Origin of the sequence: Roseateles chitinivorans, assembly GCF_050632235.1 — a bacterium.
Lineage (GTDB): Bacteria > Pseudomonadota > Gammaproteobacteria > Burkholderiales > Burkholderiaceae_C > Roseateles > Roseateles chitinivorans_A.
The window spans coordinates 1,555,668-1,579,426 of record NZ_CP192584.1 but is presented as its reverse complement, the minus strand read 5'-3'; the positions used below and the strand labels follow the sequence as shown (position 1 = coordinate 1,579,426).

General features: G+C 70.0%; 20 protein-coding genes and 1 pseudogene. 15 read left to right on the top strand and 6 right to left on the bottom strand.

What is annotated here, in order from left to right:
- Window positions 1–123: 123 nt before the first annotated feature.
- The 8 genes from ACQ859_RS07105 to ACQ859_RS07070 all read left to right on the top strand — a co-directional run bounded on the left by ACQ859_RS07105 (window position 124) and on the right by ACQ859_RS07070 (window position 12,181).
- On the top strand, window positions 124–2,262 hold the full coding sequence (locus ACQ859_RS07105) for a cytochrome c biogenesis protein ResB (protein ID WP_431265183.1): 2,139 nt from the start codon (window positions 124–126) through the stop codon (window positions 2,260–2,262).
- A gap of 1 nt (window position 2,263) precedes the next feature.
- A complete protein-coding gene (gene ccsB / locus ACQ859_RS07100; RefSeq protein WP_431265182.1) occupies window positions 2,264–3,685 on the top strand; it encodes a c-type cytochrome biogenesis protein CcsB in 1,422 nt (473 codons plus the stop codon).
- Between the two features lie 276 nt (window positions 3,686–3,961).
- A complete protein-coding gene (locus tag ACQ859_RS07095) occupies window positions 3,962–6,289 on the top strand; it encodes a hypothetical protein (RefSeq protein WP_431265181.1) in 2,328 nt (775 codons plus the stop codon).
- The gene (locus tag ACQ859_RS07090) at window positions 6,286–9,132 is read left to right on the top strand and encodes a hypothetical protein (protein ID WP_431265180.1); all 2,847 of its coding nucleotides are present in this window, start codon (window positions 6,286–6,288) and stop codon (window positions 9,130–9,132) included. Before ACQ859_RS07095 ends, ACQ859_RS07090 begins: the two co-directional genes overlap by 4 nt.
- Before the next feature lie 129 nt (window positions 9,133–9,261).
- Window positions 9,262–10,254 (top strand): protein-methionine-sulfoxide reductase catalytic subunit MsrP, encoded by a 993-nt coding sequence (msrP, locus tag ACQ859_RS07085; RefSeq protein ID WP_431265179.1) that lies wholly within the window; start codon window positions 9,262–9,264, stop codon window positions 10,252–10,254.
- A gap of 19 nt (window positions 10,255–10,273) precedes the next feature.
- Window positions 10,274–10,945 (top strand): sulfite oxidase heme-binding subunit YedZ, encoded by a 672-nt coding sequence (locus ACQ859_RS07080; RefSeq protein ID WP_431265178.1) that lies wholly within the window; start codon window positions 10,274–10,276, stop codon window positions 10,943–10,945.
- Window positions 10,946–10,969: 24 nt separating this feature from the next.
- Window positions 10,970–11,644 carry a hypothetical protein gene (locus tag ACQ859_RS07075; protein ID WP_431265177.1) on the top strand — a complete coding sequence of 225 codons (675 nt, stop codon included), beginning with the start codon at window positions 10,970–10,972 and terminating at the stop codon, window positions 11,642–11,644.
- 15 nt (window positions 11,645–11,659) lie between these two features.
- On the top strand, window positions 11,660–12,181 hold the full coding sequence (locus ACQ859_RS07070; protein WP_431265176.1) for a GNAT family N-acetyltransferase: 522 nt from the start codon (window positions 11,660–11,662) through the stop codon (window positions 12,179–12,181).
- A 42-nt stretch (window positions 12,182–12,223) separates the two neighbouring features.
- Here ACQ859_RS07070 and ACQ859_RS07065 read toward each other — a convergent pair whose 3' ends face one another.
- The 5 genes from ACQ859_RS07065 to ACQ859_RS07045 all read right to left on the bottom strand — a co-directional run bounded on the left by ACQ859_RS07065 (window position 12,224) and on the right by ACQ859_RS07045 (window position 16,312).
- The gene (locus ACQ859_RS07065; RefSeq protein WP_431265175.1) at window positions 12,224–13,015 is read right to left on the bottom strand and encodes an SDR family NAD(P)-dependent oxidoreductase; all 792 of its coding nucleotides are present in this window, start codon (window positions 13,013–13,015) and stop codon (window positions 12,224–12,226) included.
- 14 nt (window positions 13,016–13,029) lie between these two features.
- Window positions 13,030–13,836: a hypothetical protein gene (locus tag ACQ859_RS07060; protein ID WP_431265174.1), complete on the bottom strand. Its 807-nt coding sequence runs from the start codon at window positions 13,834–13,836 to the stop codon at window positions 13,030–13,032.
- Complete coding sequence (locus ACQ859_RS07055) at window positions 13,833–15,116, bottom strand: hypothetical protein (protein WP_431265173.1); 1,284 nt, start codon at window positions 15,114–15,116, stop codon at window positions 13,833–13,835. Before ACQ859_RS07055 ends, ACQ859_RS07060 begins: the two co-directional genes overlap by 4 nt.
- Window positions 15,117–15,232: 116 nt before the next feature.
- Window positions 15,233–15,802 carry a DUF6881 domain-containing protein gene (locus ACQ859_RS07050; RefSeq protein ID WP_431265172.1) on the bottom strand — a complete coding sequence of 190 codons (570 nt, stop codon included), beginning with the start codon at window positions 15,800–15,802 and terminating at the stop codon, window positions 15,233–15,235.
- 39 nt (window positions 15,803–15,841) lie between these two features.
- Window positions 15,842–16,312 (bottom strand): NUDIX hydrolase, encoded by a 471-nt coding sequence (locus ACQ859_RS07045; protein WP_431265171.1) that lies wholly within the window; start codon window positions 16,310–16,312, stop codon window positions 15,842–15,844.
- Window positions 16,313–16,369: 57 nt separating this feature from the next.
- Between ACQ859_RS07045 and ACQ859_RS07040 the strand changes: the two genes are divergently transcribed.
- Window positions 16,370–17,200 carry an APH(3') family aminoglycoside O-phosphotransferase gene (locus tag ACQ859_RS07040; protein ID WP_431265170.1) on the top strand — a complete coding sequence of 277 codons (831 nt, stop codon included), beginning with the start codon at window positions 16,370–16,372 and terminating at the stop codon, window positions 17,198–17,200.
- Window positions 17,201–17,227: 27 nt separating this feature from the next.
- Here ACQ859_RS07040 and ACQ859_RS07035 read toward each other — a convergent pair whose 3' ends face one another.
- Complete coding sequence (locus ACQ859_RS07035; RefSeq protein WP_431265169.1) at window positions 17,228–18,031, bottom strand: SDR family NAD(P)-dependent oxidoreductase; 804 nt, start codon at window positions 18,029–18,031, stop codon at window positions 17,228–17,230.
- Between the two features lie 134 nt (window positions 18,032–18,165).
- On the opposite strand from ACQ859_RS07035, the gene ACQ859_RS07030 reads away from it, so the two are divergent.
- From ACQ859_RS07030 to ttcA, 6 genes and pseudogenes are all read left to right on the top strand, one after another.
- Window positions 18,166–19,089: a LysR substrate-binding domain-containing protein gene (locus ACQ859_RS07030; RefSeq protein WP_431265168.1), complete on the top strand. Its 924-nt coding sequence runs from the start codon at window positions 18,166–18,168 to the stop codon at window positions 19,087–19,089.
- Between the two features lie 83 nt (window positions 19,090–19,172).
- Window positions 19,173–19,832 (top strand): CDP-alcohol phosphatidyltransferase family protein, encoded by a 660-nt coding sequence (locus tag ACQ859_RS07025; protein WP_431265167.1) that lies wholly within the window; start codon window positions 19,173–19,175, stop codon window positions 19,830–19,832.
- 58 nt (window positions 19,833–19,890) lie between these two features.
- Window positions 19,891–20,853 carry a phosphatidate cytidylyltransferase gene (locus tag ACQ859_RS07020; RefSeq protein ID WP_431265166.1) on the top strand — a complete coding sequence of 321 codons (963 nt, stop codon included), beginning with the start codon at window positions 19,891–19,893 and terminating at the stop codon, window positions 20,851–20,853.
- Between the two features lie 108 nt (window positions 20,854–20,961).
- A pseudogene (locus ACQ859_RS07015) lies at window positions 20,962–21,933 on the top strand (FAD-dependent oxidoreductase); the annotation flags it as partial.
- Between the two features lie 84 nt (window positions 21,934–22,017).
- Complete coding sequence (locus tag ACQ859_RS07010; RefSeq protein WP_377161568.1) at window positions 22,018–22,386, top strand: dihydroneopterin aldolase; 369 nt, start codon at window positions 22,018–22,020, stop codon at window positions 22,384–22,386.
- Window positions 22,387–22,491: 105 nt separating this feature from the next.
- On the top strand, window positions 22,492–23,496 hold the full coding sequence (gene ttcA / locus ACQ859_RS07005; protein ID WP_431265165.1) for a tRNA 2-thiocytidine(32) synthetase TtcA: 1,005 nt from the start codon (window positions 22,492–22,494) through the stop codon (window positions 23,494–23,496).
- Window positions 23,497–23,759: the final 263 nt, after the last annotated feature.

Here is a 23,759-nt window from a genome sequence, read left to right as displayed (position 1 = left end):
GTCGCGCCCGGGGCGCGCCTTTCGGGGAGGGTTCCGACGAACGAGGCCGGTGATCCGATCACCGGCCTTCGCTTTTGCCGGCCCTCGCCCGTTTCGTCACCCGGGGCAACGAGAATGCCGGCCATGACCCAGATGTCCCCCGAGAGTCCCCCCAGGCCGAAAGCCCAGGCGGCCGCGCGCGCCGCGCTCGACGACGCGATGGAGCTGGTGGCGTCGATGCGCTTCGCCATCGCGCTGCTGACGGTCCTGTGCATCGCCTCCGTGATCGGCACCGTCGTGCAGCAGCGGCAGCCGATGCCGAACTACGTCAACCAGTTCGGCCCGTTCTGGTCGGAGCTGTTCGGCAAGTTCGACCTGTACACCGTCTACAGCGCCTGGTGGTTCCTGCTGATGCTGGGCTTCCTGGTCGTGTCGACCAGCCTGTGCATCGCGCGCCACACGCCCAAGATCCTGCGCGACCTGAAGACCTACAAGGAGACGATGCGCGAGCAGGCTATCCAGGCCTTCAAGCACAAGGCGCTGGGCTACCTGCACATGAATCCGGAGGCCGCGCTCGGCCAGATCAACGCGTGGCTCAGCGCCGAAGGCTGGAAGGCCCGCGCGCAGGTGCGCAACGGCGGCGTCATGATCGGCGCGCGCAAGGGCTCGGCACACAAGATCGGCTACCTGGCGGCGCACTCGGCCATCGTGCTGATCTGCCTGGGCGGGCTGTTCGACGGCGACCTGGTCGTGCGCGTGATGATGTGGGCGCAGGGCAAGCAGATCTACCAGGGCGACGACCTCACCAAGGTCACCGACGTCAACCGCCTGACCCCGGCCAATCCCAGCTTCCGCGGCAACCTGTACGTGCCCGAGGGCAGCCGCTCGTCGACCGCGCTGATCTCGATGCCCAGCGGCGTCGTGGTGCAGGACCTGCCCTTCGACGTCGAACTGAAGAAATTCGTCGTCGAGTACTACTCGACCGGCATGCCCAAGCTGTTCGTGAGCGACGTCGTCCTGCACGACCGCCGCGACGGCACGTCGACCAAGGCCACGGTCAAGGTCAACGAGCCGGTGACCTTCCGCGGCGTCACGCTCTACCAGAGCAGCTTCGAGGACGGCGGCTCGTCGCTGAAGCTGAAGCTGCGCGCGCTGCAGGCGGCGCACGACACGCCGCTGGACGGCAAGGTCAACGGCACGACGACGCTGACGGCGGACGGCGAGAAGTACGGGCTCGAGTTCACCGGCCTGCGCGTCATCAACGTCGAGAACTTCGCCGACGACGGCAAGGACAAGAACGGCACCGACGTGCGCAAGGTCGACCTGGTCGGCCGGCTGGAGCAGCACCTGGGCTCGGGCGCCAACCTCGAAGGCAAGAAGACGCTGCGCAACGTCGGCCCGTCGTTCAGCTACAAGCTGCGCGACGCCAGCGGCCAGGCGCGCGAGTACAGCAACTACATGCTGCCGCTGGAGCTGGACGGCCACCGCGTGATCCTGCTCGGCGTGCGCGACACGCTGTCGGACAGCTTCCGCTACCTGCGCATCCCCGTGGACGGCAAGGACAGCATCGAAGGCTGGCTGGCGCTGCGGCGCGTGCTGGCCGATCCGGCGCAGCGGCTGCAGGCGGCCCGGCAGTACGCGCTGGGCGCCAGCCCGGCGGACAAGCCGGCGATGCAGGCGCAGCTGGAAGCGACCGCGCTGCGGACACTGACGCTGTTCGCCGGCGCCGAGGGCCTGAAGGCGGACGCGCCCGCGCAGGGCGCGGCCGTGGGCGGCCTGCCGGCGCTGTCGCAGTTCATCGAGCGCGAAGTGCCCGAGGCCGAGCGCGCCCGCGTCTCCGAGGTGCTGCTGCGCATCCTCAACGGCAGCCTGTTCGAGCTCCACAAGCAGGCCGAGGAACAGCTCGGCCATCCGGCGCCCCAGCCGGGCGAGGCCACGCAGGCCTTCATGACGCAGTCGGTGATGTCGCTGTCGGACGCGATGTTCTACCCGTCGCCGGTCATCATCCAGATGGACGACTTCCAGCAGGTGCAGGCCAGCGTGTTCCAGGTGACGCGCGCGCCGGGGCAGACCCTGGTCTACCTCGGAGCGGTATTGCTGATCATCGGCGTGTTTGCGATGCTCTACGTCAAGGACCGCCGGCTGTGGATCTGGCTGGAAGCCGCGCCGGGCCGGATCGAACAGACCCGCGTCCGCATGGCGCTGTCCAGCAACCGCGATACCGCCGACCTGCCGGTCGAATTCGAATCGCTCAAGCAGCGCCTGCTGCATGAGGAGGCCTGACATGAACACCACCACAGCGGACTCGTCCCACCTGCCCTCCCACCTGCCCTCGCAGTTGCCGGGGTCCACCGAGGCCACGCCCGCCCGCTCGCTGGTGATCGGCAAGCGCGGCTACTTCCAGGGCCGCAACCGCTTCGACTGGATCTTCGCGGCGCTGGTGCTGATCGGCGCCGGCTTCGCCTTCAGCCGCTACAGCGCGTCGATGGACGTCTACGAGAAGGGCATCCTGGCCGGCGCCACGCCGGCGCTGATCGCGCTGGGCTGGTTCTGGCGGCCGCTGCGGCTGCTGTGCCTGATCGTGGGCGCGACCAGCCTCTTCGCGATCCAGCTCTACCTGCGCCAGACCGACAGCTTCGGCGCCGACCTGGCGGCCGGCGAGAAGGTCTTCTTCCTGAAGTACATGCTGTCCAGCCAGAGCGCGATCCTGTGGATGAGCGTGCTGGTGTGGATGAGCACGCTGTTCTACTGGCTGGGCTTCCTGAAGAAGGAGGGCGTCAGCGCGGCCGAGGCGATCGGCACGCGGCTGGCCTGGGGCGCCGTGGGCATGGCGCTGATCGGCACGATGGTGCGCTGGTTCGAGAGCCACCAGATCGCGCCCGACATCGGCCACATCCCGGTCAGCAACCTGTACGAGGTCTTCGTCCTCTTCACCTGGCTGACGACGCTGATGTACCTGTACTACGAGCAGCGTTTCGCGACGCGGGCGCTCGGCGCGTACGTGATGCTGGTGGTCAGCGCGGCGGTCGGTTTCCTGCTCTGGTACACGATGGCCCGCGAGGCCCATGAGATCCAGCCGCTGGTGCCGGCGTTGCAGAGCTGGTGGATGAAGATCCACGTGCCGGCCAACTTCATCGGTTACGGCAGTTTCGCGATGGCCGCGATGGTGGCCCTGGCGACGCTGCTGAAGACGGCCACGCCCCGCGCGCTGGTGATCGGCCTGATCGGCGTGCCGGTCGGCCTGGTGCTGGTGCTGGTGGGCTTCCGCTTCGGCGCGAACGTCTCGCCGGAGATCGCGACCGGGCTGAACGGCTGGGCCGGCAAGATGGCCGGCGTAGCGGTGTTCCTGGCGGCCAGCGTCGCGTTGCGCGGCCCGCTGACGGCGCGTCTGCCGACGCTGACGGTGCTGGACGACCTGACCTACAAGTCGATCGCGCTGGGCTTCGCCTTCTTCACGATCGCCACCATCCTGGGCGCGTTCTGGGCCGCGGAAGCCTGGGGCGGCTACTGGAGCTGGGACCCCAAGGAAACCTGGGCGCTGATCGTCTGGCTGAACTACGCCGCCTGGCTGCACATGCGGCTGATCAAGGGCCTGCGCGGCGTGGTCGGCGCCTGGTGGGCGCTGATCGGCCTGCTGGTCACGACCTTCGCGTTCCTCGGGGTCAACATGTTCCTGTCGGGGCTGCACTCGTACGGGACGCTGTAAGGCGGTCGCCCCTCGACAGGGCGGCGTCGGGCGGGAGCCTGACGCCGCCCTGATCCATTTCTGGCGAGACTTCTGACGGTACTTCTGGCGGGACATTGCCGGCACGCCGCGGGCGCGGGCAGCGCGCCACCCTCCTGTGTCACGGCCATGGCACGGGGAGGTAGGACGAAGGGAGCGACTTCGCATCGGCGCCCAGCCCTTCGCGATATGCGGATGACAGATAAGCAAGGACGCTGAAAGTCGGAAAAAAGCCAGCACAGCTGGGGAGGCGTCCCGATGAGCAATTTCTTCCGAACGCACTTCGGCGGGCGATCCGCACCGTCCACGTCGACGACCACCGGGACCACCGCCAACCCCGCCAACCCCGCCACGGGGACGGGCAACACCGGCGCGCCACAGACCCCTCAACAGGCACCGCAGTCCTTCGCCCTGCGCAACCTGGTCACCCGCAACAACAACGCGACGCAGGCGCGGCCACGCGGCGCGGCCCCGACGCGCGCGGGCGGCGGGCAGGCCGCGCCCCTGCAGCCGCAGACGCCCGCCCAGCGCCATCCGGAGATCGGCCAATCCCTGAACCAGGCCCGGGACGCCCACGCGGAGGTCCCGGTGCGCGCCGATCGGCAGTCGGACGCGAATGCGGTCGAGCGGTCACGCGGCGAGTCGATCCAGGATCTGCAGCGGCAACACACCGGCGCCGACGCGGAGGCGACAACGCAATTGACGGCCCGGCGCCAGACGGCGACCCAAGCGGCGACGGCCGAAACCGCCGCACAGACCCTGCTCACCCAGCGGCAGGCAACGCTCGACGGCCACCACCGGCAGTTCCAGCTCGCCGACGGCGCGACGGCCGGACTGGTGGCCACCCGCGACGCCGCGCGCGACGACCCCGCCTTCGCCGCAGCGGTTCAGGCCCGGAACCAGGCCCAGACCGCCCTGGCGGCCGCGCAGCACGCCGCCGCGCATCCCCCGGCGCCGGCCGCGCCAGCCGCGCCCGGAGCGCCGCCGAATCCGCCGGCATTGACCGCCGCGCAGCTGCAGGCCAATGTCCAGCAGGCGCAGACCGCCCTCACCCAGGCCGCCGCCACCTTGCAGCCGCTTCAACAGGCCTTCGACACTGCGCAGCAGGCGGTGGACACCAATGCCACGGCCGTCGCCACGCATCGCACCGCGCGCGAGGCCGCACGAGCGCCGCTGGCCGCGGCGACCACGGCACACACAGCCGCGCAGCAGGCCAGGACCGCTGCCGACCAGGCGGTCACCGCGCTGGACACGGCGCAGCAGCGGGCCACCGCTGCGCTGAATCAGCACCTGGGCCCGATGACGGCGCACCACACCGCCGCGACCGCCGCCGCCACGGCCGCGACGACGGCCGCCGACGCGCATCGCGAGCTGGCCACGCTGACGGCGCGCGTGGCCACGACGACCGAACAGGCGCATCAGGCCAACGACACCCTGGCCGCGCGCCGCAACGACCGGACGACGGCGCAGAACACCGTCGACGGACTCCAGCAACAGCTGACCCCCGACGGTCCGTTGCGACGAGCCGTGCGCGACGCCCAGCAGACGGTCCGGAGCCTTCAAGCCGGCCTAGCCCAGGCGAACCAGGCAGGACCGTCGACCGGTCCCCAGGTCAACGTCGCCGTCCTCCAGAGCCGGCTCACCGTGGCCCAGCGGGACCTGCGCAGCGCCCAGGCGCCGGTGACGCGCCTCGAGGGCGAATTGGCCACCGCCCAGACGGCCCTGACCACGGCCGACACCGCGCTGCAGGCCGCGGCCACGGCCGCACAGACGGCGAACATCGCGCGCGCCGCCGCGACCGCCGCGCACGGCACGCACCAGCGCCAGGTGGCCAGGCCGGCGGATGCCGCCGCGGCATTGGCGGTCACGACCCGCGACGGACTCCAGGGCGCCGCCGACACGTCGAGGGACGCGCTCCACCAGGCCGTGACCCAGCTGTGCGAGGCGATGCGGCCCGCGCCGGCCACGCCGCCGGCGGACGAGCGCGGCGTCGTGAAGAAGGGCACCGACGGGATGGGCCGGGCCTTCGAGGCCCTGAAGAACCGCACCGGCCCCGCCAAGCTCGACTTCGCCACCGGCAACTTCAGCGGGTCCACCAACGGCGGCGCGCCCACGCGCTTCCGCGACAGCCCGTCGCCCGCGAACGCGGTCACCACGGCCACCAGCGCGAGTCAGCTGAACGCCGTCGACAAGAAGGTGAAGACCGCGACCGCCGCCGCGGCCAACCTGCTCAGCGGCGGCGACGTGTCGACCAAGCAGCCGGCGCGCCTGCCGGACGCCTTCAGCAATGCGGTGGCGTTCACGACCGAGGTGAGCCGCAAGTTCACCGCGCACGCGGACGGCACGCCCGGCGCCGCCACCGCCGCGCAGGCCACCGAGGCCACGCCCGCCGCGACCCGGCTGGCGCAGGGACTGCTGGGTCATCCGCGCTCCAACGCCGCCAGCCGGCCCGACGGCCATCCGCTGCGCCATGACGAGGCGCTATTGATCGCGTCGGTGCTGCGTTCGGTGACGCAGGATCCGGCCAAGGCCACGGCGGTCTACAACCACATCTGGAACTCCGCCCCCCGCCGCTCTCGCACGTGACGCCGCGCGCCGCCAACACGCCGTCGCCGCTGGCCGAGGGCGGCGCCACCGCGCCGAGCGGCGATCCCGAGATCCAGCGCATCGCCAACACGGCGCGCCGCGCGCTGGCGGCGACCTCGGGCGGCATGGAGGCGCTGCTCGCGATGCAAGGGCTCAGCCTGCCCGCCGCGACCGATCCGAACCGGCTCCACGCGGAGCACGCGGTCGAGCACTACAAGCTCAGCCTGCGCGCCGAGGACGCGCTGGTGACGCTGCTGGGCGTCGGCGGCACGCAGTCGACGGCGGACATCCGGGCCGCGACCGACACGCCGGCGGCACAGCGGGCGCAGATGCGCAATCCCGACTGGCTCGGCACCGGCAACGCGCGGCGCGCCGGCGGCATCGGCCATCGCGAGGAACACCGCGCCACCCTGCCGGCGCAGGCGCTGGAATTCGCGCTCGCCAACATGAACCGCGCGCCCGGCGCCGCCGAGACGAACGCGGCCATGAAACCCGCCTACGTCGCGCTGCGCAACGGCTTCACCGAGAGTGGCCAGGGCAGCGACTTCCACCTGATGGCCAAGCGGCTGCACAAGTTCAACACCTACATCGACCTGGCCTGCAAGACCTCGGTGGCGGGGCCGACCGCGCTGGACAAGATCAAGGACCCGGTCGGCACGATCCGGCGCAAGGTCGGCAAGGACAAGACGCCGCTGAAGACGCTGATGCAGGCGGGGCCGCTGGGATCCAACCTCGGCACCGTGCCCGGCGAGCATGCGAAGCGCCTGACCCAGGCGCTCGCCGACAGCCAGACGCAGTTGCGCGGCGACCTGACGGCGAAGTACGGCGGGCTGTCGCAGCAGGACCACTCACGCGGCGTGATGCGCCTCGCCGCGATGCAGTTGTGGGCCGAGCAGGTCCCGGCGGCGTTCAATCCCAAGATCGATCTGACGCAGGGCACCCGGATCTCGCCGGAGGCGGTGATGGCGCGCGCGCAGACGCTCAACCAGACCCTCGCCGGGGCGGCGGGGCAGCCGCCGCGCGCGCTGCACGACGCGACGATGGCCAACGAAGCTAGGGCCCACCTGGGCAAGCCGCTGATGGCCAGCACGCTGGACGGGTGGTTCGGCGGCGGCAAGCTGGCCGACTCGTCGGTGACGATCACCACGCCGGAGATGACGGCGCTCAACGACGACGTGAAGATCCTGCGCGGCAAGGCGCAGCTGGACAGCAAGCTCGACGACCTGCAGACCCGCTTCGACGCCGCCAGCAAGGACGACCGCAAGGACATCCTGCGCCAGGTCATGATCTCGGTCGTCGCCGGCGGCGACATGGCGGATTACAGCGACGGCCGCAAGAACGGCATCGGCGGCATGTTCGGCTACCTCGCGGCGCAGGTCGACGGCATCGGCGGCGTGAGCACCGGCATCACGCCGGTCGGCGAGTTCAACGTCGACCACACGCGCACGGCGGTCCTGCGCGCCGGCGTGGCCTCCAACACCGGCGTGATCTACCTGGGCAACGAGACCAAGGTGACCGAGATGCTGGGCGTCGGCGTGCGCGCCGGCGCGGCGCTGGGTCCGGTGGGCGTGACGGGACAGGTGATGGGGCGTCTCGGCGGCTCGCACCTGTTCAGCGAAGGCCTGATGATCCGCACCAACAAGCAGGGCAAGGAACACGAGTCGCTGCCGCTCCCGCCGGCGCCCGGGCAGCCGCAGGCGCAAGCCCAGCCGGGCACGCCGCCGGCGATGACGTCGAACAACTGGAAGCGGATGAGCGAGACGGTCGTCAACTCGGTCTTCGAGCTCGCCTCGCAGCCCCCGGCCCAGCGGCCGAAGAACGGCGGCGAGATGTGGAAGGAGATGGTGGCGCGCGTCGGCGACTACCGCGACATCTCCTTCGGCTGGAACGCCGGCCAGAACCACCAGATCAACGGCTCGATCAGCGCCGACGGCATGCTGGGCGGCTCGGTCGGCCTGGGCAGCGCCTCGGTGACGGGCAACATCGGGCTCAAGCACACCTTCCTGAACCGCGGCAAGGCGCGGGACACCAGCGGCGCGACCAAGGCGGTGCAGGCCAGCAGCGGCTCGCGGACCTCGCTCGGCATGGGCGCGACGGCGGGCATCTCGCATCCCACGATCAAGAACCACGACCATCCGGACGTCGGCCTGTTCACGCGGCACAAGGTCGGCATCGAGACCGACATGGTGCTGCAGGCCAAGAACGGCTTCGTGCGCATCACCACCGAGGACGGCAAGGTCAAGCCGAACATCTCCTACAAGCACCGCGAGTTCGCGACGCAGGACGCCTTCTTCAAGCTGGTCAACAGCCAGCCCGAATGGGCGGCGCGCCTGGGCGAACGCGGACCGGACGGCGCGCTGCGCGGCGGCGAGGAAATGCTGCAGGGCTTCCTCCAGCAGACGGCCAACCTGCCGGCCGGCAACAACCGCCTGTTCATCGAGCGCAAGTGCCTGACGCAGGACGCGGCGGACGCGATCAACGCGTGCATGGAGCAGCTGGCGGTGATCGAGCGTCCGCTGGCGCCCGGCACGGCGCCGGATCCGGACGCGGCGGCGCAGATCCGGTCGCTGCAGAAGCAGATCGCCGCGCACGTGAGCGACGAGGGCAGCTGGCAGCCGTTCCGCCTGTTCGTGAACGAGACCAACCAGCGGGTGAAGGAGCAGTCCTCGACCGGCGGCGAGATCCGCGCCACGCCGAACAAGGTCGACGACAAGGAAGCCGGGCCGACGGGGATGGCCGAGCGCTTCCTGGGCGGCGGCAAGGTCACGATCGGCGGGAAGATCAACAGCGCCCACGGCGGACGCGACCTGATCACGATCGACGCGCTGCCGGTGAGGGCCTGAGGCGCGCGCGGACCGCACGGCGACGCGTGGGCGCCCCACCGCCCCGGATGCGGGGGCCTTAAGCGCGACCTCATGTCAACAGGCCGCGTCTGTCGTAAGGTTCGGACCTTCCTCCCCCGAAGGTCCGCCATGCATTTCCACCAGCCCCGCCACGGTCGGCGCATCCCGTCCTCCGAGATCACCTCCCGCGAGGTGTACGACAGCCGCCGCGACTGGTTGAAGTCGGCGGGCGCGCTCGGGCTGACCGGCCTGGGCCTGGGTGGCCTGTCCGACGTGGCAGGCGCGCAGACGGCCGGTCCCGGCAAGCTGGCGAAGCTGCCCGGCGCCAGGAGCGCCGTGCCGGGCGCGACGGTGATGGAAAAGCTGACGGCCTACAAGGACGTCACCTCGTACAACAACTTCTACGAGTTCGGCACCGACAAGTCCGATCCCGCGGAGAACGCGCACACGCTCAAGCCGCGGCCCTGGTCCGTCGTCATCGAAGGCGAGTGCGCCAAGCCGGGCCGTTTCGGCCTCGACGACCTGTTGAAGGTCGCGCCGATGGAAGAACGCGTCTACCGCCTGCGCTGCGTCGAGGGCTGGTCGATGGTGATCCCCTGGGTGGGCTACTCGCTGGCCGAGCTGCTGAAGAAGGCGGAGCCGACGTCCAAGGCCAAGTACGTCGAGTTCACGACGCTGGCCGACAAGGCGCAGATGCCGGGCGTGCGCTCGGGCGTGCTGGACTGGCCCTATGTCGAAGGCCTGCGCCTGGACGAGGCCATGAACCCGCTGACGCTGATGGCCTTCGGCCTGTACGGCGAGGTGCTGCCGAACCAGAACGGCGCGCCGCTGCGGCTGGTGGTGCCGTGGAAGTACGGCTTCAAGTCGGCCAAGTCCATCGTGAAGATCCGCTTCGTGGAGAAGCAGCCGGTGAGCAGCTGGACCAAGGCGGCGCAGCAGGAGTACGGCTTCTTCTCCAACGTGAACCCGCAGGTCGACCACCCGCGCTGGAGCCAGGCCTCCGAGCGCCGCATCGGCGAGGACGGCCTTTTCGCCAAGCGCCGCCCGACCTTGATGTTCAACGGCTACGAGGCGCAGGTCGGGCAGCTCTACGCCGGCATGGACCTGAAGAAGAACTTCTGACGCCGATGGGGATCCCGCCATGAGTGCCTCGCCCGCCGCGCCGTCCCGGTCGCAGCCAGCCCCGCCCACGCCTCGACGCGCGCCCGCGAAGCGCCATCCGCTGCTGCATCCGGCGGCCAAGGTCGTGCTCTTCCTGCTGTGCCTGCTGCCGCTGGGCTGGTACCTCTTCGGCGCGATCGCGCAGCCGGACCTGCTCGGCGCGAATCCGGCGGAGACGCTGATCCGCGGCCTGGGCGACTGGACGCTGCGTTTCCTGTGGATCACGCTGGCGGTGACGCCGGTGCGCACCTGGACGAACCAGCCGGCACTGGCGCGCTTCCGGCGGATGCTGGGGCTGTTCACCTTCTTCTATGCGAGCCTGCACCTGCCGGCCTACGGCTGGTTGGACAAGAGCCTGGACCTGAGCGACATCCTGCGCGACATCGCCAAGCGGCCGTTCATCCTGATGGGCTTCGTGGCCTGGCTGCTGCTGGTGCCGCTGGCCGCGACCTCGTTCAACCGCGCGATCAAGGCCCTGGGCGCGGCACGCTGGCAACTGCTGCACCAGCTCGTCTACCTGATCTCCATCGTCGGGCTGATGCACTTCATCTGGATGCGCGCCGGGAAGAACAACTTCGCTGAGCCGATCGTGTACGGGACCATCCTGGCGGTGCTGCTGGGGTGGCGCGTGTGGAAGCGTTTGAAGCGATGATGCGGCTTTCAGGGAGAGCAGCACATGGGCTACACACAAGCCGGATTGATCCTGAAGCGATCGACGACCACTGACGATCCGCTCGCGCTGGTCGAGCGTCTCACCGGCGAACTGGCCGAGGAACTGAATCGACAGAATCCCTGGCCCTTCGATCCGCGCAGCCACAACGACGTGCTGGTCCAGTTCGCCAACGGCGCCTGCGTCATCACCAACCATGACCTGGTGTGGTCGATCCTCGAGGACCCGGACTTCGATGTGGAAGCACTGCATCAGAAGCTTGGGGCGCCGGACTCCTTCATGGTGTTCTGCCGCTACGACGGCGGCGGCACCTTCGGATATGCCGTCGTCGAACAGGGCCGCCTCGTGCGCCGACGTCTGCAGACAACGGGCGTGCCGTCGCTGCCGCCGCTGACCGACGTCGGCGAGCCGCTGGCACTCGAAGCGCCGTGGTTGTCGGCGAAGTTCTTCTACGAGGACGATGAGGACGAAGAAGACATCCCCGAGGACGAACGCGAGAAAATCCTGTACCTCGACGACAAGGACGATGGCATTCCCGAGTACTGGCTCACTTGTCGCCTGCTGGAAAAGCTGCTCGAGGAACGGTACGGCGTGATTCCCTGGGACTTGGGCAACGATCCGCAGGATCGGTTCCTGAGGATGCGCGATCGTTGGGACGCACCGCCGCCCGGTCGCGGCTGAGGAGGCCCAGCGCCCATGCTGAGTCTCCACCCCGTCTCCGAGCGCGACCTCGCTGATCTGCGTCGCTTCGAACTCGACAATCGCGCCTTCTTCGAGGCCCGCATCAATGCGAGGCCCGCGTCTTATTACAACGAAGGCGGCGTCGAAGCCGCGATCGCCACCGCGCGACGCGAGGCCGACGCCGACGCTGGCCATCAGTTCCTGATCCGCGACGCCGCGGGCGCGCTGGTCGGCCGCATCAACCTGAGCCAGGTCAAGCGCAGGCACTACCACTCGTGCGAGCTGGGCTACCGCATCGCGGAGCGCGAGAACGGCAAGGGGCATGCGAGGGAAGCGGTGCGCCTCGTCCTCGACAAGGCCTTCGGCGAACTGGGCCTGATCCGCGTCGAGGCCAAGGCGCGGGCCGGCAACGCCGGCTCGATCAAGGTCCTGCAGCACAACGGCTTCACCGAGTTCGGCCGCTCGACGCGCAGCTTCCAGCTCGACGGCGAGTGGGAGGACATGCTGTATTTCGAGCGCCGCGCGCCGGGGCGGTAGCGAAGCCACGCGGCGCCACGCCCGACGACGCGCCGCGCCGCGTCAGAACGCGCTCTTGACGACGCCGCCGTCCACGCGGAGCGCCGCTCCCGTCGTTGCGGAGGCGAGCGGACTCGCGACGTAGGCGACGAGGTTCGCGGTCTCCTGCGGCGTCGCGAAGCGCTTGATGAGCGACGTGGGGCGCACATGCTCGAAGAACTCGGCTTCGACCTGGTCGAAGCTCTTCGCGTTCGCCGCGGCCAGGCTCTCGACGAAGTCGCCGACGCCGCGCGACTTCGTCGGCCCCGGCAGCACGCTGTTCACCGTGATGCCGGTGCCCGCGACCGACTCCGCCAGCCCCCGCGCCACGGCGATCTGGGCGGTCTTGGTCACGCCGTAATGAACCATCTCCGGCGGAATCTGGATCGCGCTCTCGCTGGAGATGAAGATGATGCGGCCCCAGTTGGCGCGCTTCATCTGCGGCAGCACGAGCCGGGCCAGGCGCACGCCGCTCAGGACGTTGACGTCGAAGAAGCGGCGCCAGTCCTCGTCGGGGATCTCCTCGAAGGGCTTGGGCTCGAAGATACCGAGGTTGTTGACGAGGATCTCGATGCCCGCGAACCGGCGCACCAGCGCCTCCGCCGGCTCAGCCAGGCTCAGGTCGCCGGCGAACCCCTCGGCCGTCGCGCCCGTCTCCGAGCGGATGCGCTCGATGGCCTCGTCGACGGCCGCCTGCGTCCGCCCATTGACGATGACGCGTGCGCCTTCCCGCGCCAGGGTGCTGGCAATGGCATAGCCGATGCCGGCGGTGCTGCCGCTCACGAGTGCGAGCTTTCCATTCAACTGCAAGTCCATGTCGTGGCTCCCTTTCAATCCTGATGGCCGGGGGTGACGGTGTCGAAATCCCGGCGGGTTGCTTCACAGCGCGTCGAACTTTGCGCCTGTTCCTCGAAGGCTGCACAAGGCCTGTTCCCGGCCGGGTCTTCGAATTCGGGATAGACGACGAGGCGATGGCGTCCGGCCTTCCATCGCCGCGATGGCGTGAACCGCCACACCGAGTCGCCGCGCGTCAGCGACGTGGTACCGGCGAGTCGCTGCCCGGCCGCATCGGTCACGGCGATGAGTTCCTCGCCCGAAGCACTGACGGCATCGCGGAAGTCGACGACCAAGGCCTCGCGACTGCGTGCGCGGGGTGTCGTCAGCCGCCAGTCCGCAGGCGCCAGGCGACTCGACACCGCGTCCGTCACTCGCCAGGTCTTGACGGCGGCGGCGCCCGAGGCGTCGCCGGCATCGGCGGCCACTCGCAGCGAGACCCGTCGACCGGCGTGCAACGCGCGTCCCGCATCGCGGTTGGGGCCGGCCCCGCTCTTCACCCGACCCGGATCCATCAGCACCGTGATGCGTCGTCCGTCGGCATTGGGAAGGGCTAGGTCGAGCAGCGCGTTCTCCAGCGCCTCGCCCTGCTCGTCCAGCAGCGTCAGACGCCTCATGTCGAACGGCAGGCGCTGCGGCTGCTGGAATCGGAGCTCGATCCGCAGCAGGTTCTCCGGCACCGTGTCGCCCGCCGGGTGAACCTCCACGGACGCGGCCCGGACACTGCCCGCGCAGGCCATGCAGGTCGCGCCAGCCACGCCAAGCAGGGCGAGCATGACCCGGCACCGCGGCGACGCCGTCATTGCTTCGCGGGCGCCAGGTCCGCATAGCCCTCGTCCGTGCGGAGCGTGCCGTGGACGTCGCGCCAACCGTCCTTTTCGGCATACCGGAAGTCGGCGAAGTCGTATTCGTTGACGAAGTCGCTCAGGCGCAGGAACAGGCCCTTGCGCATCGAGACCAGTTCCATCGCGCCCGACGCCTCGTTGCGCCGCAACGCGGCCAGGAAGGTCGCATCCTGGTTGTCGATCTGCGCCACGCGGATCGGCACATAGATGGACTTCACCCCCAGCACCGGTTCGGTCGGCCACTTGATGGGCGTGGCCAGTCCCGGCTTGGTGGTGGCCTCGGCGATGTCGGTCACGGACAGCAGGTCGGCGGACTTGTGCGAATGGGTCAGCAGGACCATCGGCCCCTGCCCGGCGTCGAACATGACCATGCCCACGGGGGCGCTGCCCCAGCCGAACTCGGCGATGGTCTTGGCGGGGATATGGGCGCCGTCCTTCAGGTCCTTCAACGGGATGGTGACGAGCGGCGAGCAGGTGAACGCGGCCACCAGCGTGGGCTCGCCGTTCAGCGTCGCGATGACCATCTTGCGGATGGGCGCCCGTGTCTCGCGCATGTTGTGGACCGGGTGGTACATCTCGACGCTGCTGACCGCGGCCTCGCCCTTGAACGGGAAGTCGAACACGCGCAGCGTCGAGGCGAAGCTGGCGTTCGACAGCCCCGCGACGTAGAGCTTGCCGGCGTGGTAGGTCATGTCGGTGACGGTGTAGGTCGCCGCGGGCGTGTCGCGCCACAGGTGCTTGTCGGCGGCGGGCACGTTCCCGATGGCCACGGACTCCCGCTTCGCACCATCCAGCGGGATGACATCGACCTGGCCGGCGGTCGTCACCGACACGAGCGCCGGCGTGGGTCGGGCTCCGGCCGACTTCCCTTCCACCGACAGCGAGAGATAGGCGAGCTCGCTGCCGGGCCGGATCGCCATGTCCTCGAAGCGGAGCTTCTCGCTGGTCGTGTGCAGCGCACGCGCGACGGCGCCCGAGACGTTCTTCAGGTTGAACGCCGCCGACGTTCCGGGAGAGGCCGCCGGCAAGGTGATGGCGTGCAACTGCCCGCCGCGCCAATCCGCCACCACCACGGTGTTCGCGTCGACGAAGGTCAGCTTGCCGGCGGACTGGATCGTCGCGCCCATGGCCTGGGCCGCGTGAAATCCGACGGCGAGGACGGTCAGGGTCAGGAGCTGCCGGAATGACACGCTCAACGAGGCGTGGCTGACGGCGAAAGGACGGAAGGGCGTTGGCATCGAAGGCTCCAATTGGCGTGGAGGCACTGTCGGTTCAACCGCCTCGCCCGCCTACCTTCTACCGGGTGAGCCGGGCATTGCTCTTTCGGGCAATGCGGCTGGGAACGGGAAAGCCATCACGCCGGCCAACGCTGTCCCGCCACCGCAGCCGACCATGCACGCTCGAACTCGAGCGCATCGAATCCGAGCACCTCGAACTCAGGATCCGCATCGATCTCGGCGGCGGACGGCGTCTCGACTGTGCCCAGTTCGCAGTCGTCGAATTCCTCGCCCTCCTGCGCATAGGCCATCCGACCATCGGCGTACACGTGGACCTTGCGGACCTCGTGGCGTTCAACGTCCAGCTCGCAGTACAGCAGCACGGGATCGCTACTGTCCAAGTGATGCCAACGCACTTTCAGGTGGGTGACCGGCACGGGCGATTGGCCCTGCCGCAGCGCCCACTCGTCGGGATAGGGCCGGTAGTCCTCGGCGTGATGCGTCGTGTAGGCGCCCCACTCCTGCAGCGCGTAGTACCGCGTCATGGCCTCGAAATGGCTTCCGGCGCGCAGCGTGGTCACGAGCCGTGCCCCCGGGCCATGGAGGGTCCGGGCCGCATCGCCGTCAGGGCCGGAAAACTGCAAGCTCGGCAACCACCGCCCCTGCTCATCCGGCACCTCCCACACCTCATGCAGCAATTGAGCCATCGATCCGTTCTCCGCTGACTGCGTTCCCCGTCCACCAGCCTACCAATAGCCAGCCGTACGCAGCATGCCGGGCAGGTCCTCCGGCCACACCGTGGCCGTCGTCGTCGCCAGCTCGTCGGCCGACCACCAGCGATGGTCGGCCATGACCTGCCGCTCCAGCGCCGTCCAGTCATCGCGCGTCAGCGCGCGGTCGGCGGTGCGCACGACGAAGAACCGTTCCTGCGCCCACACGCGTTCGCCGTCGGGCAGCAGCAGCTCGAAGTCGCGCGTCGCGATCGACTCGCCGACGTCCGAGGCGACGATCCCCGTCTCCTCCCGCAGTTCGCGGATCGCGGCTTCGGCGAAGGATTCACCCGGCTCGACGCCGCCGCCGGGCGTCGCCCAGAAGTCCGCGCCCGCCATCGGTCCGTCCTTGTGGACGAAGCGGAACAGCAGCAGGTTCAAGTCGGGATCGAGGACCAGCAGTCGAGCCGACGGACGGCGGCGCAGGGAAGCGGCTTCAGGCGTCATGGGCGGCGATTGTCCGCCGTCGATACTCGCCCGGTCTTCATCGCCTCATCGCGCCTCATGACCGACCACGACGCGTCCGACGCTCCCAGGGAAGTGCCCACGGAGGCGCCCGATCTGCCACCGGCCCTCCATGCGAGAGTGGCCGGCCGCACCTGGCACCGCAACCTCGTCGGCGAGGCCGGCGCGCACGTTCATCGACTGCATCGGCCCGATGCGCCAGCGCTCTATCTCAAGCACGGCGACGGCGATGCGGCGAGCGCCATCGCCGACGAGTTCACCCGCCTGCAGTGGTTCGCCGATCGCTGGCCGGTGCCTCGCATCGAGCACTTCGAATGGTCGGACGGCGCCGCGTGGTTGCTGACCCGCGCCCTGCCCGGCCGTACCGCCTACGAATGGCTGGCCGACGATCCGGCGCGCGCCGCGGCGGTCGTGGCGTCCCTCGGGCGCCTGCTTCGCGACCTGCACGCGCTGCCCGTCGACACCTGCCCGTTCAACGCGAACCACCGCCTTCACCTCGATCTGGCCCGGCAGCGCCTCGAGGCCGGTCTGATCGATGCCGGGGACTTCGACGACGCGCGCCAAGGCTGGACACCGCAGCAGGTGTGGGAGGCGCTCGGCGCGATGCTTCCGCTCGCTGAAGATCGGGTCGTGAGCCACGGCGACTTCTCGCTCGACAACATCCTCATGAACGGCGACGGCGAGGTCGTCGGCGTGATCGACCTCGGCCGCGCGGGCATCGCGGATCGCTACCGCGACCTCGCGATCCTGGCGAACTGCCTCGACGAGTTCGGGCCGACGCTGCGCGACATGCTGTTCAGCGCGTACGGCATCGCCGAGCCGGACCTGAGCAAGCTCGACTTCCACCTGCTGCTCGACGAGTGTTTCTGAGGCCGCCCTCGGGCGGCCGCCTCCGCTTCAGAGGTGCACGCCGCCCGACACCTCGATCCGCTGCCCGGTGACGAAGCGGTTGCCCTCACCCACCAGCGCGGCGATCGCGCCGGCGACGTCCTCGGCGACGCCGAAGCGGCCCAGCGGCGTCAGCGACGCGATGTGCTTCTGCAGCTGCTCGTTCGAGCGCAGCAGGCCGCCGCTGAAGTCGGTCGCCACGGCCCCGGGCGCGATGACGTTCACCGTGATGCCGCGAGGTCCCAGTTCGGTCGCCAGGTAGCGCGACAGCACCTCCACCGCGCCCTTCACCGCGCTGTAGATGGCACGCTCCGGCACGTAGAAGCGCGCGGTGCCGCTGGAGATGTTCACGATCGCGCCCGGGTTCGCGATCAGCGGGACCAGCTGCTGCGTCAGGAAGAAGACGCCCTTGAAGTGCACGTCGACCAGCTGGTCGAAGGCCTCGGGCGTCGCCTGCAGCGTCGGCTGCGCCACCTGCACGCCGCCGTTGTTGATCAGGACGTCGAAGCGGTCCCGCTGCCAGGTCTCGCGCAGCACGTCGCGCATGCGGTCGACGAAGGCGGCGAAGCCGTCCACCCGCGACACGTCCAGCGGCAGCGCCACCGCGACGCGGCCGAGCGCGGCGATCTCGCGGACGACCTCGTCCGCCTCCTCGCGGTGCGAGCGGTAGGTGACGATCACGTCGAGGCCGTCGCGGGCGAGTCGCACGGCGGTGGCGCGGCCGATGCCCCGGTTGGCGCCGGTGATGAGGGCGATGCGACCGGAGGCGACAGGGGTCGCGGCGCCGGTGCCGGCGTGGTTGCTGGTGCTCATGGTCGGACTCCTTGAATGCGTTGGGGGAAGAAGCCCGCATGCTGAGCGTTTCGATCAGGCAGATAAATCGCTCAATCTCGACATCACTGTCCAATCTGATTGCACAATTCAAAGCCTTCCTGCCCGGAGCCTTCATGGACCGCATCGACGCCATGCACCTGTTCACGCGCATCGTGGACCTCGGCAGCTTCACCGCGGCCGCGGAGGAGCTGGACCTGCCGCGATCCAACGTGACCTACGCGGTCCAGGCCCTGGAGAAGCGCCTTGGCGCACGCCTGCTGACCCGCTCGACGCGCCATGTGAGTCCGACGCCGGAAGGCCACCTCTACTACGAGCGATGCCGCCGCGTGCTGGAGGAAGTCGAGCAGGCGGAAGCCGTGCTCGGCGAAGCGGCCCGGCAGCCGCGCGGCCGCCTGCGCGTCGACCTGCAGGTGGGACTGGCGACGGCCTTCGTGTTCCCGCACCTGGGGGACTTCTGCCGGCGATATCCCGGCATCGAGCTCATCGTCGGCACCGGCGACCGCCTGGTGGACCTGGTCCGCGAGGGTGTCGACTGCGTGCTGCGCGGCGGCACGCCGCAGGAATCGGGTCTCGTCGCGCGCCGCATCGCGGATCTCCCGTGCGTCACCTGCGCCAGCCGCGAGTACGTCGCCGCGCACGGCCTGCCGGTCAGCATCGACGCGTTGCGCCAGCATCAGGCGGTGAACTTCCAGTCCAGCGCCACCGGCCGCGTTGCGCCCTTCGAGTTCCTCGTCGACGGCAAGCTGCAGACGCTCACGATGCGCGGCCCCGTCTGCGTCACGTCGGCCCCCGCCTACCGCGCCTGCTGCCTGCAGGGCCTGGGGCTCATCCAATGCCCGCGTTTCGGCGTGGCCCCGCTGCTGGCATCGGGCGACCTGGTCGAGCTGCTGCCGGACACCCCGCCGCCGCCGATGCCGGTCTCGGTGATGTTCCCGAAGCAGCGGCAGATGATGCCGCGCGTGCGGGTGTTCATCGACTGGGTGGTCGAACGCGTCCAGGCGGGGCTGGCCGACGAGGCCATCCCTTCCGGCCACTGAACCCACCCCCTCCCCCGAGGGATCGGGCGCGATGCGCACCGCTGCCAGAATGCGCCCGTCCCCATTCACGCCTGCCCAACCCCATGGAACGCCGCGAGGTCTCCTCCCGCTCGAACACCCTGATCCGCGGACTCGCGTCCGCCCTCGCGCGTTCCCGCATCACGCCCAACCAGATCTCGGCCTTCAGCGCCGTCATCGCGCTGCTCGTGCCGGTGGGACTGCTCTGCCTCGGCGGCTGGCCGGGCATCGTCGTCGCGCTGCTCGGCATCCAGCTGCGCCTGCTGGCCAACGTCATCGACGGCCTGGTCGCCATCGAGGGCGGCAAGGCCAGCGACGTCGGCGCGCTCTACAACGAGTTCCCCGACCGGATCTCCGACTCGATCGTGCTGGTCGCCCTCGGCTACGCCGCGGACGCCGCCTCGCTCGGCTGGCTGGCCGCGCTGCTGGCGGCACTGACCGCCTACGTCCGCGCCTTCGGCGGCGCGCTCGGCCTGCCGCAATCCTTCGCCGGCCCGATGGCCAAGCAGCACCGCATGGCCGTGGCCACCGTCGCCCTGCTCGCCTTCGGCATCGCGATGTCGCTGTCGGCGCCGGGCGCCGCGCTGCCGCGTCAATGCCTGCTCGCCGGCCTGGCCGTGATCTGCGCCGGCTCCGCCTGGACCTGCGTCCGGCGCACCCGCATCGTCACCGCCCAGCTCCGGGCGCGTGCCGCCGACGCGGGCCGCGGCGTCCCGTCGCCCTGAACGGCCGCTGACCCTCGCCGCGCGACGCCCCGCCTCCCCTTCCCGACCCCCGCCGCCCATGCCGACGCTTCCTGACTTAGCCGCCCTGTCGACCTCCTCGTTCTGGGTGCTCGCCGGCGGGCTGCTGTCCTTCCTGCTGATCGCGACGGTGATCGGCCGGCTCGTCGCCTGGCGGGTCGGCAGCGGCAACGCGACGGTCCGCAACCTGATCGAGCGGATCAACGCCTGGTGGATCCTCGTCGCCGTCGCGCTGCCGGTCCTGGCCGCCGGGCCGATGTGGACCATCGCGCTGTTCGCGCTGCTCTCGGTGCTGACGCTGCGCGAGTTCCTCGCACTGACGCCGACCCGCAGCGGCGACCGCCTCGTCATCGCCGCCGCCTTCGGCCTCGCGATCCCGCTGCAGTACGGGCTGATCGCGATCGACTGGTACGGGCTGTTCGCCATCCTGCTGCCGGTCTACGGCCTGTTCCTGCTGTCCGCGCTGGCCACGCTGGCGCAGGACACGGAGCACTTCCTCGAACGGATCTCCAAGGTGCAGTGGGCGGTGATGGTCTGCGTCTACGGCATCAGCCACGCGCCCGCGCTGCTGGTGCTCGACATCCCCGGCTACGACGCCGGCAACGGCGTGCTGCTGCTGTTCTTCCTGCTCATCGCGCAGATCTCCGACGTGATGCAGTACGTCTGCGGCAAGCTGTTCGGCCGCCACAAGCTCGCCCCCATCCTCAGCCCCAACAAGACCGTCGAGGGCCTGGTCGGCGGCGGCCTGCTGGCCAGCGGACTCGGCGCGGCGCTGCACGGCTTCACGCCCTTCGACGTCCGGCAGGCGGCGCTGCTGTCGCTGGCGATCGTCATCGGCGGATTCGTCGGCGGGCTGGTGCTCTCGGCCGTCAAGCGCTCGCTGCACGCCAAGGATTGGGGGAGCAGCATTCCCGGCCATGGCGGCGTGCTGGACCGGCTGGACTCGATCGCGTTCTCGGCGCCGATCTTCTTCCACCTCACCCGGTATTGGTTCACCCCCTGAGCGCCGCGGAGAGCCCCCGAGGCGGGGTTTGCGGCGCCCATCCGGGATAATCCCCGGTTTGCTCCGGCGCCCATCGGCCGCCGCAGTGCCCGCCTTTCCCGCCCCGCCATGTCCCAGCCCACGCCAGACCGACTGCCCGCCAGCCTGCCCGCGCTCGTCGACGCCGCCATCATCGGCGGCGGTCCGGCCGGCTGCAGCGCCGCGAGCTGGCTCACGCAGCTGGGCCTGAGCGTCGCGCTGATCGAGCGCGCCCCGCGCCTGTGCGACAGCCTGCGGCCGCTCGACTACAAGCAGGACTGGCTGCTCGGCGCCCCCGGCGAATCGTTGGCCGAGCTGGGCGAGCGCTACGCCCACCACGCCGCCGCCCAACCCGGCGTGCACACCGTGCTGGGCCAGACGATCAAGACCCTCGACTGGCAGGCCGAACAGGGCTGGACGCTCTACCTCGACGGCGGCCCCGCCTTCGCGGCGCAGGCCGGCGACACGCCCGAACCTGCCGCCACCGGCAACCTGCGCCCGCTGCGCGCCCGCTCGCTGCTGCTCGCCACCGGACTGACGCCGCGCCATCCCGCGCCGCTCTATCCCGAGCGGGACCGCCACGACCGCGTGCTCGACGCCATCGAGCTGACCGCCGCGCGCGACCGCCTGCCGCCCGGCAAGGTGCTGCTGCTCGGCGGCGGTGACAACGCCATCGAGAACGCGCTGTACCTGGCCAGCCGCGGCCACACGGTCACGCTGTGGTCGCGCTCCGAATGGCGCGCGCAGAGCCACCTGATCCAGCAGCTCGACGGCGTGAGCGGTTTGCGCCGCCGTCCCGCCCAGGCGCTGCCGACCGCGGTGACCGCCTCGCCCGACGGCGTGACCGTGACGTCCAAGGCCTACGGCGAGGAGCGCTTCGACCACGTCGCCGTGCTGCTGGGCTACGAGCCCGCGCCGTCCGCCTGGCTGCTCGTCGCCGACGCGCTGCAGCGCGCCGGTGTCACCGCGCCGTCGCAGCCCTTCCGCGATGAACCGCGCTTCGGCGTGCTGGGCCTGTTCGTTGCCGGCGACGCCAGCGGCCGGCAGCATCCCTGCGTGCAGACCGCGCTCGGCGACGGCGTCGTCGCGGCCAAGCAGATCGAATCCTTCCTGCGTCCGCTGCGCGAGTCGCAGCCGCCGCCGGCGCTGCGCCGCAACAACCGGCAGGTCATCCACATCAACGGGCTGCGCTTCGGCGCCAACCTCGGCGTGCTCGACTTCGAGCGCGAGGGCCCGCAGCCCATCCTGGTCGACGCCGAGATCAACCTCGGCGCGCAGACCATCGTCTCGCGCGACGCCGACATCGGCCACGTGCTCGACTACCGCCGCGTGCGCACCATCATCATCGACGAGTGCACCGCGGAACACACCGACCTGCTCGAGGCCCTGCTGGGCAAGCTCTGCGTCCGGCTGATGAAGCTGCCCGGCGTGGTGGGCGTGCGCATCAAGGTGACCAAGCTCGAAATCTTCCCCGACTGCCAAGTCGCCATCTCCGCCGAATGCGGCACCTGGTAGTCCCACCCCCTACGCGCTGACGCGCGCCCCTCGAGGGGGCGGGCCTGGCGGCCCGGCAGAGCCGGTTCCGCGGGCCCTGCTTGACGAATACATTGAGGACAGCACATGACCGACTCGACCACCACCATTGACGGCCTTGACCTGGCCGCGGCGGATGCCGCCGCGAAGAAGCACGCGCACGAGATGAACAAGCTCTCGAAGCGCCTGCACCGGCAGGTCGGCCAGGCGATCGGCGACTTCAACATGATCGAGGACGGCGACAAGGTCATGGTCTGCGTGTCCGGCGGCAAGGACAGCTACTCGCTGCTGGACATCCTGATCAACCTGCGCGATCGCGCGCCGATCAAGTTCAGCATCGTGGCGGTCAACCTCGACCAGAAGCAGCCCGGCTTCCCCGAGGACATCCTGCCCGCCTACCTGAAGTCGCGCGGCGTGGACTTCCACATCGAGGAGCAGGACACGTACTCCATCGTCAAGCGCCTGGTGCCCGAGGGCAAGACGACCTGCTCGCTGTGCTCGCGCCTGCGTCGCGGCATCCTGTACCGCGTGGCGGGCGAGCTCGGCGCGACCAAGATCGCGCTGGGCCACCACCGCGACGACATCGTCACCACGCTGATGCTGAACATGTTCTTCGGCAGCCGCATGAAGGGCATGCCGGCCAAGCTGGTCAGCGACGACGGCAAGAACGTCGTCATCCGGCCGCTGGCCTATGTGAAGGAATCGGACCTGGAGCGCTGGGCCGAGCACCGCGAGTTCCCGATCATCCCGTGCAACCTCTGCGGCAGCCAGCCCAACCTGCAGCGCGCGACCGTGAAGGCCATGCTGCAGGACTGGGACAAGCGCTTCCCGGGCCGCGTGGACAACATGTTCACCGCGATGGGCAACATCGTGACCTCGCACATGATGGACCGCGAGCTGTTCCCGTTCCAGACCATCAAGGCGACCGGCGCGCCAGTCGCGGATGGCGACATCGCCTTCGACGAGGATGAGCAGTGCGGCACCCCGGCGCCAGCCACCGGCGTCGTCAACTTCGTCCGTCCGGGTGCCAAGGGGCAAGTCCCGGCCCCCGTCGACGACGCGGGCGAGGCCTACTCGGCCGCCGAGGACTGAGCCCCCTTCTTGCTCCCTCTCCCGCTTGCGGGAGAGGGTGGGGGTGAGGGCCAGCGGCCGCGGCAGTACAGCGCCCGCGCGCCGGGCTTCGCGCTTTCCAACGAAGAGAAACCCGCCGCTTACCGCGCCCTCACGCGCTCCGCACGCGCGGGTCAACCGGCTCGGGCCACAATCGTTGCACTGTCACGCCGCACTTCGGCGTCGACGGGCGTCACCGGGCGCGGCAACTGCCCTGGTCGACGGTCCGTCGCGGTATCCGACTG